This window comes from Gemmatimonadaceae bacterium (assembly GCA_035606695.1).
In the GTDB taxonomy this organism is placed as follows: domain Bacteria; phylum Gemmatimonadota; class Gemmatimonadetes; order Gemmatimonadales; family Gemmatimonadaceae; genus JAQBQB01.
This window is the reverse complement of the sequence record DATNEW010000039.1, coordinates 1-11,648: the sequence shown is the minus strand read 5'-3', so window position 1 is coordinate 11,648 and position 11,648 is coordinate 1. Positions and strand designations below refer to the sequence as shown.

The window sequence follows — 11,648 nt, the reverse complement described above, 5'->3', positions numbered from 1 at the left end:
TTCCAGTGCATTCCGGGCGAGTGCAATTTAGAGCGATGCGCATTCCGATCGAAACATTCCGATTGTCGAACGGGCTCTTCGTCACGCTGTCGGAGGACCACACCGCCCCGCTCGTGGCGGTAAATCTGTGGTACCATGTCGGCTCGGCGAACGAGCCCGAAGGCCGCACCGGCTTTGCGCATCTCTTCGAGCACATGCTGTTTCAAGGATCGGCGGACGTCGAGGCGAACGAACACTTCGAGCTCGTACAGCGCGCCGGCGGCACGCTGAACGGATCGACGTGGCTCGAGCGCACGAACTACTATGAGACGCTGCCGTCGAATCAACTGGAGCTGGCGCTGTGGCTCGAGGCGAATCGCATGGGCAAGCTCCTGCCGGCGATGACGCAGCAAAAGCTCGATACCCAGCGCGACGTCGTGATGAACGAACGGCGTTGGACGATGGACAATCAGCCGTACGGCAGTTGGATGGAAAAATTGCCGGCGCTCGCATTTCCTTCCGAGCATCCGTTCCATCACTCGCTGATGGGATCGATGGAGGATCTCACCGCGGCGAGCCTTACCGACGTCGCGCAGTTCTTCGCGACGTACTACACGCCCGACAATGCAGTGCTGTCGATCGCCGGCGATTTCGATCCCCGCGAAGCGCGGCGACTGATCGAAAAGCACTTCGGCGACATCCCCGCCGGCACGAATCGGCCGCCGCTGCCGGACATGTCGCTGCCGCCCGTGTTCGGACAGTGGAAGCGCGAAGTCGTCCCCGACGATGTGATGCTGCCGCGTCTGTTCATGGCCTTCCGCTCGCCGGTGTTCGGCAGCGACGACTACTATGCAGCCAGCGTTGCCGGTGCCGTGCTCGGTCTTCGCAACGGCAGTCGTCTACGCCGCCGGCTGGTGCGCGAACGACAAGTCGCCGCCGACGCGTCTGCGTTCACGTATGATCTGTCGAAGGGCGCCGATCTCTTCGTCGTCGACGTCACCGCGCGCCCCAACATCAGCGCGGAGCAGCTCGAGCAGGAAGTTGCGTACGAGATCGACACACTCGTGCGAGACGGCGTGACGGACGACGAAGTCCAGCGGGCGATCGCGGTCATTCAAACGATGTTCGTTGCCGGTATTCAAGAGGCCTCGGAGCGCGCCGACCGGTTGTCGATGTTCGCGACCTATTTCGGCGATCCGGAGCGCATCAACACCGAGGTGGGATTGTATCGCGCGGTCACGACCGACGGTGTCAACGAATTCGTGCGTGCGCGGCTCGACGAGAACAACCGCGCGAGCCTGCTCTATGTCCCGCGCGAAGAACGACCGGGTGAGCTCGTCGGCAGCGGCGCCGCAAGCGAGGCCAAATGACCGCGCCGGCAACGAGTAAGTCGCCGCGACCGGTTCCGGGACCGCCCGGCGAATATCACTTCCCTCGCTTTCATCGGCGGAAACTCGCGAACGGACTCGATCTCGTCGTCGCGCCCGTAACGAAGCTGCCGCTCGCGACGGTCGTGGTGCTCGTCGACGCCGGCTCCGTCTGCGATCCCGCTGGACGCGAAGGCACGGCGCAACTCACCGCCAAACTCCTGCTCGAGGGAACCGAGCGCAGCGAAGGCGCGGAGCTCATCGAGCGCTTCGAGTCGCTCGGCGCGTCGGTCGATGCGTCGGCTGATTGGGACGCCGCCGCCGTCACCATGACGGCGCTTGCCGAGCACCTGCCCGCCGCGTTCGACTTACTCGGCGAGGTCGTGCGAACGCCCGCGTTTCGTGTGCGCGAAGTCGAGCGACTCAAGGCCGAGCGGTTGGCGGAGCTGCTGCAGTTGCGCGCGGAGCCGCGCGGACTCGCCGACGAATTATTCTCACGCTTTCTGTACGTGCCGACTTCTCGCTACGCACGACCCGATGGCGGCGACGAAAAAAGCGTGGATGCCGTCGAGCGCGAGCACATCGTCGCGTTTTACGAGTCGCGATTCGTTCCGGCGGCAACGACGGTCATCGTCACGGGCGACATCACGGTGGACCGCGCCGAAGAGCTCACGCGACGCGCGCTCGGCGACTGGAGCGGTGGCGAGCGCGTGCGAATCGTGGCGGACGATCTTCCGGGGCATCGCGAGCGCGCGGTGCATCTCATCGCCAAAAGCGATGCGCCGCAATCCGAGCTGCGAATCGGTCACGTCGGTATTCCTCGCAATCACCCGGACTTCTTTCCGACGAACGTGATGAACGCCGTGCTTGGCGGCTTGTTCAACTCGCGCATCAACCTGAATCTGCGCGAAGCGCACGGATACACATACGGCGCGTTCTCGGGGTTCGACTGGCGTCGCCAAGCAGGTCCGTTTGTGGTGCACACCGCTGTGAAGTCCGACATCACACACGAAGCGGCGAAGGAGATTCTGCTCGAGATCAACCGCATTCGCGCGGCGCCGGTGAGCGACGACGAACTGTCATTGGCAACCAGCTATCTCGAAGGCGTTTTTCCCATTCGCTTCGAAACGACCGCCGCGATCGCGGCCGCGCTGTCGGTGCTCGTCATTCACGGATTGCCGGAAGACTACTACGACCGCTATCGCGAACGCGTGCGATCGATGACAACCGACCAGATCCTCCGCGCGGCACAGACGTATCTGCATCCCGACGCACTGCAAATGGTCGTGGTCGGCGATCCATCGAGCGTGCGTCTATCGCTCGAAAAAATGCAGTTCGGACCGCTGACGGTGTACGACGCATCGGGACAGCCCGTCGCATGACCGACGAAATCGAGCCCGGCAAGATCAGCAGCGTGCGGCTACACACGGGAAAGATCATCACGCTCGACCGCGACACCGTTCGATTCCCGAACGGCACGATCGGCGAGCTGGACATGGTGAGGCATCCAGGCGCGAGCGCGGTCGTCCCGTTTCTGAGCGACGCTGCCGGGGATGATCCGCAAATCCTGTTGATCAAGCAGTACCGCTACGCCGCGGATGGGTACGTCTACGAGATTCCCGCCGGACGGTTGGATCCGGGAGAAGATCCGAAGGCGTGCGCCGTTCGCGAGCTCAAGGAAGAAACGGGCTGTACGGCGCAGACGGTCGAGTTCCTCACGACCATCTTTACGACGCCGGGCTTTACCGATGAGAAGATCCACCTCTTCCTCGCCAGCGGGCTCCAGCATGGCGAGACCAGTCATGAAGCCGACGAGTTCATGACGATGGAGACGATGACCCTTTCGCGCGCGCTCCAGTTGATCAAGGAAGGCCAGATCAAGGACGCGAAGACGGCATTGGGCATCCTGTTCGCCGCCGGGTTCCGCGCCGGCCGGTAGAAGCACTAGCAACCTCGAGCATTGGACGGCGTGTCGAACTGGAGACAGCGGTAGACAGTTGTCTCCCGCCGGTGTCGCCATTTTGAGACACCCGCCCCTGTCGCGCCGAATGCTAGAGAGTGCCTAAAACATTCACCAACAAGCACTTAACGCTATTGGATCGCCGGCGTCTAATAGGGCATACGATCTGCTTTTTCACGGCCCGGGGACTGGAAGGCGGCACGCCGAATCCTTCTGACTCGTCCCAGCGTTTTCCTTTTTGTAGTGCCAAGGGGGCACCGGCTATCATGGCTGAGCTCGCAATGAAGCGCGCAGCGTTGCCTGGTTCGGCGACGCGAGAGAGGCTCCGTTCGCAGGATGACGCGACGGTGGTCGCTGCCTTCCTCGGCGGTGAAGAGCGCGCATTTCAGGAACTCGTAGAGCGCTATCAAACGCGCCTCGTGAACTTCATATACCGCACGATCGGCGATCGCGAAAAGGCCGAGGATCTCGTGCAGGAAGTCTTCATTCGCGTCTACCGGCATATTCACCGATTCGATCGGACGAAGAAATTCTCGACGTGGGTCTACACGATCGCATCCAACCTTGCGAAGAACGAGCTGCGCAATCGCTCGCGCAATCCGCTCGTTTTGTTCCAGACGATCAGGGCGAACTGGGACGACGAGGACCGTCCTCTGCAGTTCGAGGATTCGTCGTCGCGACCGGATGACATGTACCGCAAGCGTCATCTCCGCGAGCTCGTCGAAGACACGGTGGCCAAGCTGCCGGAGCATCATCGCCAGGTTTTCGTGCTGCGTGAGCTCGAGGGCAAGTCATACGAAGAGATCGCCGAGATCACGGACTGCAACCTCGGCACGGTGAAGTCGCGGTTGAACCGGGCGCGGAACGCATTTGCCTCGATCATCGAGCCGAAGATCGACTGAATCGGTAGTCATCGTCGGGGGTAGCGAGGGGGTAGCGAGGGGGGGCTGCGGCTGACGCCGGCAGCTCCCCCTTTTCGTTGTCGGGTCCCGGTCGCCGATTCCCACGCAACCCCTCCAACCCCTCCCGCCACGCGGCCCTAACGCATATTCTGGAACCGCATCTACGACACCGGGTACGGAAGGGCGAACGAATCACCCACCGTTGTGAGCTGACTGATGGACTGTCGTGAGTTTCGGAACAAACACGTTGCATTCGTGGACGACCTGCTGCCTGTGGTCGAGATGGAAGCCATGCGGCGACACGTGATGGTTTGTTCCGGTTGTTCGCGACAGGACGTGCGGGTTCGGCGCAGCTTGCTGCTGGTGCACAATCTTCCGCCGATCGAGACGTCGCCCGATTTCATGGCGCGGTTGAACGCGCGCCTCGCGGAGCTCGGACCGATTTCGCGGACCGACGTCGTGCAATCGCGGCCCAGTTACACATCGATCGCCGCGGTCGCCGCGCTTGCCGCGAGCTTGGTTGCGGTTGCGTACATGACGGTCGAGACGACGCGCTACTTCGCGCCGAGCGATAGCGTAGGCATTGCGACGGCGTTTACGGGTGCGCAGGATCCGATGCCGGGCACGGCGTCGATGGCCAATGCCGCGCTCGCATCCGTGCCGACTGGCATTCCCGTCTGGCCCGCGGTCTGGATGGTTGGTCAGGCGCCGATGCGCTTTGCGAGCATGGAGACGCGCGACACGGAGTTGGGACGCTAGAGCGTCCATAGGGCGAAAGACCGCCGGCCGCGAGCCGGCTTTTTTGTGTGAATCGACGCGCGAAAGCCTATATTCAGCGCCATGTCGCCCGTCTCCGACGCCAAGGTTCTGCGCACCGCAATCAAGGAGCGCGCCTTCGCGCCGGCGTACTACTTCTTTGGCGAAGACGATTACCTGAAAGACGAAGAAGTGAAGCGCGTGCTCGCCGTCGCGGTCGATGCCGCGACGCGCGACTTCAACTTCGAGACGCTTCGCGGCAGCGACGTCGATGCCGAAACGCTGGGCTCCGTGCTGAGCACTCCGCCGATGATGGCGGACCGCCGCGTGGTGTGGCTTCGCGACGTCACCGCGCTGAAGAAGGACGCGCGCGCCATGCTGGACGGGTATCTCAAGCGGCCCGCGCCCGACCTCCTGCTGCTGATGGTCGCGCCGGCCGGCGTGAAAGTGGACAAGAAGCTCGCCGACATGTCGGTCGCGATCGAGTACGCACCGTTGAGCGGCGCACGCATTCCGAAGTGGATCGCATACTACGTCGAGCACGATCTCGGCGCGACGATCACCGAAGGCGCCGTCACGCTGTTGCAGGAAGCCGCGGGCACGGACCTGGCGCAGCTCAAGGTGGAGCTCGACAAGTTGATCAGCTACACCGGCGGCGGTCCGATCAACGAAGCGGCGGTGACGGCGGTCGTCGGCGTGCGCCCGGGTGAAACGATGGGCGACTTCCTCGACGCGGTCGCGCGGCGTGACGCGAAGTCGGCGTTGACGATGTTACCCGTCGTGTTGCAGCAACCGAAAGCGAGCGGCGTCACGACGGTGATGGCGCTCGCCGCGCAAACGCTCGTCATGGGTTGGGCGCAGGCGGCACGAGATCGCGGCACGCATCCCGCGCGGCTGAGCAGTGAGCTATTCGAGCTCTTGAAACAATCCGGATCGGTATACACGGGCCGATCATGGTCCGAGTTCGTGTCGACGTGTGCGCGGGAATCAGAGCGCTGGTCGCCGCGCGCGATCGACGACGCGCTGGACGCCCTCCTCAACGCGGACGCGATGCTCAAGGAGACGCGCCTGTCGTCGGAAGAACAGCTCCTCTCCAATCTCGTGCTCTCATTGTGCGGCGCGCCATCGCGTCGCCGCGCCGCCTGAACACCTGAACAGACGCATGCGTTTCGTCGTCCTCCTGTGTGCAGCCGCGTCGATCGCCGGCGCGCAAACATCCTCCGGCGCGGACGCGGTGTTCGCGCGCGCCAAACAGCTCGTGGTAAGCGGCAACGGCGCCGCCGGCCGCGTGCTCATCGACTCGGTACTGGCCGCGAACAATTCGGACAGCCCCGTGTACGCGGACGCGCTGTACTGGCGGGCCGCGCTCGCCGCGACGCCGCAGGACGCGGAGCGCGACTATCGCCGGCTCGTCGTCGAGTATCCGTTGGCATCGAAGACGGGGGATGCGCTGTTCCAGCTGGCGCAGCTCGAGACCGCGCGCGGCGATCGGATCTCAGCCTCCGAACATCTGCAGGAGTATCTCCTCGACAATCCGAAGGCCGCGGATCGACAGCGCGCGCACATGCAGCTGGTGCCGATGCTGTTCGATCTGAATCGGTTGCCGAGCGCGTGTTCGGCGCTGCGAAATGCGTTGAGCGAAGTACCACGGTCGGACGTTGAAAATCGAAACAAGCTCGAGTACTACTCACCGCGCTGCATCGCAAACGACGTGAGTCCGCGGGGCGCGGTGCCGATCGCGCCGCCGTCGGTCTCTTCTCCGTCGCGAGATACCGGGCGGCGAGAGCGGTCGGACGCGACAGCGAAGTTCACGCTCCAGGTGGCCGCCTACACGTCGCGCGCGGATGCCGAGGCGCTCGCGAAGCGGCTCAAGGCACGCAAGCTCGACGCGCGCGTGGTGCCGAGCGGGAAGTTGTATCGCGTGCGCATTGGCCGATATCCGACGCGCGCGGCCGCGGCCACCGAGCAGAAAGTGCTCAAAGAGAAAAAGATCACGACGTTCGTCACCGACATCGGCCGCGACGACAAGTGACGACGATGACGTCGCCGACGCCGCTCATGCAGCAGTATCGCGAGATCAAGGGCCGCCACCAAAACGCGATCCTGTTTTTCCGCATGGGCGAGTTTTATGAGATGTTTTATGAGGATGCTGAAACAGCCTCCCGCGTCCTCGGTCTCACGCTGACGTCGCGGAACAACGGCGGCGCATCCGACGTGCCGCTCGCGGGCGTGCCGGTGAAGGCAGCGGGCGACTACGTCCGCCGGCTCGTGCAGCAAGGCTTTCGTGTCGCCATCTGCGAGCAGGTCGAAGATCCGAAAGTCGCGAAAGGCGTGGTGAGACGAGAAGTCATCGAGACGGTGACCCCGGGCGCGGCGTTCTCGGATGATTTGCTGGATGGGGCGCGGAACAACTTCGTGGTGGCGTTGAAGTCGGCGATCGGTGATTTCGTCGGCGTTGCCGCAGCCGACATCTCGACGGGCGAGCTGCGGTTGATCCTCGCTCGCGCGATCGACATGGATGCACTGATGGCGCGCCTCTCGCCGCGCGAAATCCTCGTCTCAACCGACTCGCGACTCCCGATTCCCGATTACCGGCAAGACGCTCTCGTCACGGAACGAGACGCGTGGGAATTCGACGAACCTCTCGCGCGCGAAGATCTCACGCGCCAATACGGCGTGCTGTCGCTCGACGGACTCGGTCTCGCCGCGGACGACACGCTCGTCGTGGGGGCGGCAGGTGCGTTGCTGCGCTACCTGCGCGAGCTGCAGCCGAGCGGGGTGCCGCAACTCGCGCGCCCGATCGTCGAGCGGCCTGGCGGCGTGATGCCGCTCGATGAAATGACACGGCGCAATCTCGAGCTGGTGGAATCCCTGCGCGGCGGCGGAACGGAAGGAACGCTCCTGTCGGTGCTCGATCGCACCGCGACGCCGATGGGAGCGCGTTTGCTGCGGCAATGGATTCTCGCGCCGCTCACCGAGCGTACCTCGATCGAGTCGCGTCTGGATGCCGTCTCGACGTTCGCCGGCACCGTCATCGCGTGCCAGGCGCTGCGCGACGCCATCGACGACGTGCGCGACATCGAGCGACTTGGCGCGAAGGCGGCCGCCGGACGCAGCACGCCGCGCGAGCTCCGCGCGCTGGGCGACTCGCTGTGTGCGTTACCCGCGGTGGCCGATACGCTGCATCGCGTCGCGGCAAGCGGACGTCTCGCCGACATTCTCGAGCGATGGGACGATGCGGCAGAATTGGCGTCGCGTATTTGTTCGACGCTCGTCGAGCGCCCGCCGATCGCGATTGGCGAGGATGCAGTGATCGCCCGCGGCTTCGACGCCGACCTCGACGCATTGTGCGACTTGCGCGACGGCGGGAAGGATGCGATCGCACGCATTCAGGCCGATGAGCGCACACGCACCGGTATCGCATCGCTCAAAGTCGGCTTCAACAAAGTGTTCGGCTACTACATCGAAGTCACGAACTCGAACCTGCATCTCGTGCCGCCGGACTTTCAGCGGCGGCAGACGATCACGTCAGGCGAGCGATTCGTGACGCCGGCGCTCAAGGAGTACGAGGAGCGCGTGCTGACCGCGGCGGAGCGGATCGAATCGCGCGAGCGCGAGCTCTTCGACGCCGTGCGATCCGCGGCGGGGAAGGAGATTGCTCGGCTCCAGCAGATCGCGCGCGCGATCGCCGAGCTCGACGTGTTGAGCACGTTGGCGGATGTGGCGGCGCGTGAAGGCTACGTGCGCCCGGTGATCAGCGATGAATTTGCGCTCGAGATCACGGCGGGGCGGCATCCCGTGGTCGAGCGCATGATGCCGCGCGACAAGTTCATCCCGAATGATCTTTCGCTCACCGACGACGCGCGGATGATCATCCTCACCGGCCCGAACATGGCCGGCAAGTCCACCGTGCTGCGACAGATCGGATTGATCGTGCTGATGGCGCAGATCGGCAGCTTCGTGCCGGCGAGCGCGGCCACGATCGGCGTGTGCGACCGCATCTTCACGCGCGTCGGCGCGAGCGACAATCTCGTACGCGGCCAATCGACGTTCATGGTCGAGATGAGCGAGACGAGCGCGATCCTGCACACGGCGACGAAGCGCAGTCTAGTGTTGCTCGACGAGATCGGCCGCGGCACGGCGACGTACGACGGTGTGTCGATCGCCTGGGCGGTGACGGAACACCTGCACGACGGCGTCGGCTGCAAAACCGTGTTCGCGACGCACTATCATGAGCTTACCCAACTCTCCGACGAATTAGTATCACTTCGTAACTATAACGTCGCGGTTCGCGAAGTCGGAGATCAGATTCTGTTTCTGCATCGATTGCAGGCGGGCGGGGCCGACCGATCGTACGGAATCGAGGTGGGCCGCCTTGCCGGACTCCCGCGCGGCGTCATCGAGCGGGCGCGAGAGATTCTGGCGGTGCTGGAGGGCGAGCATCTGGTGGGGAAACGCGAAACGGGCATTCGGAACCGCGCAAACCCGCCGGCGCCCTCGGACCAACTCGGCCTGTTCGCGGCACCGCATCCTGTTGTCGAACGGCTGGCATCGCTCGACGTCAATATGATCACGCCAATCGACGCGCTGACGATTCTCGCGCGCCTGGCGGACGAGGCGAAGCGTTCGCGCTGAGCGTCGGGGGCGGGATAGATTTCCCGCTATGATGCGATGGGCCGTTCTCTCCCTGCTGAGCGTGACGATGGCATGCAAGCGCGACCAACATCGCCCATCGCCCAGCACGCAACGCCCAGCGCCCGACGAGCTTCCCGCCCTCGTTGCGTCCGGGCTGCCGTTCAAGTATCCGGCGGCGCTCTACGCGCGAAAGGTGCAGGGCAATGTGACGCTCAAGCTGTTCATCGATCGCGACGGTCGTGTGTCCGCCGACTCGACGCGCGTCGAGGAGCCGAGTGGATTTCCGGCGCTCGACAGCGCGGCGTTGCGCGGAGCGAGCGAGTTGCGATTCGTGCCGGCCAAGCTGCACGGAGAGGCGGTGCCGGTCACGGTGCTCTTTCCGGTGTTTTTCCGCCATCCCGAGGCGCGGCCATTGCCGGGCGACACGATCCTAAACCAATGACACCACCCCGCAATCTCACGCCCTTTGACGACGTCAACGACCTGATTGGCTGGACGCCGCTCATTCGATTGACGCGCGTTACACGCGGCATTCGCACGCCTGTCTATGCGAAGGCGGAGATCTTCAATCCCGGCGGCTCGATCAAGGATCGCATCGGCGCGCCGATCATCGCGCAGGCGGAGGTCGAGGGGCGGCTCAAGCCGGGCGGTACGATTGTCGAAGGCACGAGCGGCAACACGGGCATCGGGCTCGCGCTCGCGGCGCGCGCGAAGGGCTACAAGTGCATCTTCACGATGCCCGACAAGATGTCGCAGGAGAAAGTGCGGCTGCTCAAGGCGTTCGGCGCCGAGGTGATCGTGACGCCGACGGCGGTACCGCCGGATCATCCCGACAACTACGTGATGATGGCGAAGCGCATCGCGCACGAGACGCCGAACGCGATTCTCGCCAACCAGTTTTACAACGACGCGAATCCGCGCGCGCACTACGAGACGACCGGTCCCGAAATCTGGGAGCAGACCAAGGGCAAAGTGACGCACTTCGTCTACGCGGCGGGCACCGGGGGTACCATCACCGGCGTCGGACGGTATTTAAAAGAGAAGAATTCAAGAATTCAAATCATCGCCGGCGATCCGGTCGGGTCGATCCTGGCCGAGATGTGGCGCACGAAGGGCGAAGGAAAGCCGGAGGGCGTCCCCTACAAGGTCGAGGGGATTGGCCAGGACAAGATTCCCGGGACGCTCGACATGGGCGTGATCGACGACTTCATGACGGTGAGCGACAAGGAGTCGTTCGCGATGGCGCGCCGGCTGACGCGCGAGGAAGGATTGTTCGTCGGCGGATCGAGCGGATTGATCGTGCACGTGGCGCTGCACGTCGCGCGGCGGCTCGACGATCCGAACGCGCTCGTCGTGGCGCCGCTGCCGGATACGGGCGAGCGGTATCTCTCGAAGCTCTACAACGACGAGTGGATGCGAGAAAATCAGTTGCTCGAGGCCGATCGCACGACGTTGTCGATGCTTCTCGAGCACAAGTCACGCGGCGACGGTGACACGCCGGTGATCGTGAGTGTCGCGCCTGGGACGACCGTCCGTCAGGCGCTCCGACTGATGTCGCTGCACAATGTGTCGCAGCTGCCCGTCATGGACGGCACGAATTGCGTGGGCTCGGTGAGCGACTGGTCGTTGTCGGCCAAGAGTCTCGATGACACGAAACTGCTCGACGCGACGGTGAGCCAGATCATGGACGCGCCTTTCCCGGTGGTCGAAGTTGGGCAGCCGGTCGACGCGGTCGCCAAGTTGCTCTCGAAGTCGAATCCCGCGGTGCTCGTGCGCTCGAATGGCGCGGTGCAGGGTATCGTGACGCGGTCGGACATGCTCAACTACCTGATGGCGAGATGATCTTTACTAGCTTTACAAGCGGAACTCCGACCGGAGGTGCGCAGCGCCGAAGGGAGGAGCAACTGAGCTCACCAAGCGGAACTCCGACCGGAGGTGCGCAGCGCCGAAGGGAGGAGCAACTGAGCTCACCAAGCGGAACTCCGACCGGAGGTGCGCAGCGCCGAAGGGAGGAGCAACTGAGCTCACCAAGCGGAACTCCGACCGGAG

General features: G+C 64.0%; 10 protein-coding genes. All 10 read left to right on the top strand.

The features are described from left to right. The first annotated feature begins 35 nt into the window (after window positions 1-35). The 10 genes from VN706_20745 (at window position 36) to VN706_20700 (ending at window position 11,441) form a co-directional block, all read left to right on the top strand. On the top strand, window positions 36-1,349 hold the full coding sequence (locus VN706_20745) for a pitrilysin family protein (protein HXT18071.1): 1,314 nt from the start codon (window positions 36-38) through the stop codon (window positions 1,347-1,349). Continuing rightward, window positions 1,346-2,728, top strand: coding sequence for a pitrilysin family protein (locus VN706_20740; GenBank protein ID HXT18070.1), 1,383 nt, complete (start codon window positions 1,346-1,348; stop codon window positions 2,726-2,728). Before VN706_20745 ends, VN706_20740 begins: the two co-directional genes overlap by 4 nt. After that, window positions 2,725-3,285, top strand: a complete 561-nt coding sequence (locus VN706_20735; protein HXT18069.1) for an NUDIX hydrolase — start codon at window positions 2,725-2,727, stop codon at window positions 3,283-3,285. Before VN706_20740 ends, VN706_20735 begins: the two co-directional genes overlap by 4 nt. A gap of 287 nt (window positions 3,286-3,572) precedes the next feature. Beyond that, window positions 3,573-4,208: a sigma-70 family RNA polymerase sigma factor gene (locus VN706_20730; GenBank protein HXT18068.1), complete on the top strand. Its 636-nt coding sequence runs from the start codon at window positions 3,573-3,575 to the stop codon at window positions 4,206-4,208. Between the two features lie 216 nt (window positions 4,209-4,424). Beyond that, window positions 4,425-4,967 carry a zf-HC2 domain-containing protein gene (locus VN706_20725; GenBank protein ID HXT18067.1) on the top strand — a complete coding sequence of 181 codons (543 nt, stop codon included), beginning with the start codon at window positions 4,425-4,427 and terminating at the stop codon, window positions 4,965-4,967. An 81-nt stretch (window positions 4,968-5,048) separates the two neighbouring features. Next, window positions 5,049-6,110, top strand: coding sequence for a DNA polymerase III subunit delta (gene holA, locus VN706_20720; GenBank protein HXT18066.1), 1,062 nt, complete (start codon window positions 5,049-5,051; stop codon window positions 6,108-6,110). Window positions 6,111-6,126: 16 nt separating this feature from the next. Continuing rightward, window positions 6,127-6,996, top strand: coding sequence for an SPOR domain-containing protein (locus tag VN706_20715; GenBank protein ID HXT18065.1), 870 nt, complete (start codon window positions 6,127-6,129; stop codon window positions 6,994-6,996). 5 nt (window positions 6,997-7,001) lie between these two features. Continuing rightward, window positions 7,002-9,599, top strand: a complete 2,598-nt coding sequence (mutS, locus tag VN706_20710; GenBank protein HXT18064.1) for a DNA mismatch repair protein MutS — start codon at window positions 7,002-7,004, stop codon at window positions 9,597-9,599. Window positions 9,600-9,627: 28 nt separating this feature from the next. After that, window positions 9,628-10,041 carry an energy transducer TonB gene (locus VN706_20705; protein HXT18063.1) on the top strand — a complete coding sequence of 138 codons (414 nt, stop codon included), beginning with the start codon at window positions 9,628-9,630 and terminating at the stop codon, window positions 10,039-10,041. Beyond that, window positions 10,038-11,441 carry a pyridoxal-phosphate dependent enzyme gene (locus VN706_20700; GenBank protein HXT18062.1) on the top strand — a complete coding sequence of 468 codons (1,404 nt, stop codon included), beginning with the start codon at window positions 10,038-10,040 and terminating at the stop codon, window positions 11,439-11,441. Before VN706_20705 ends, VN706_20700 begins: the two co-directional genes overlap by 4 nt. Window positions 11,442-11,648: the final 207 nt, after the last annotated feature.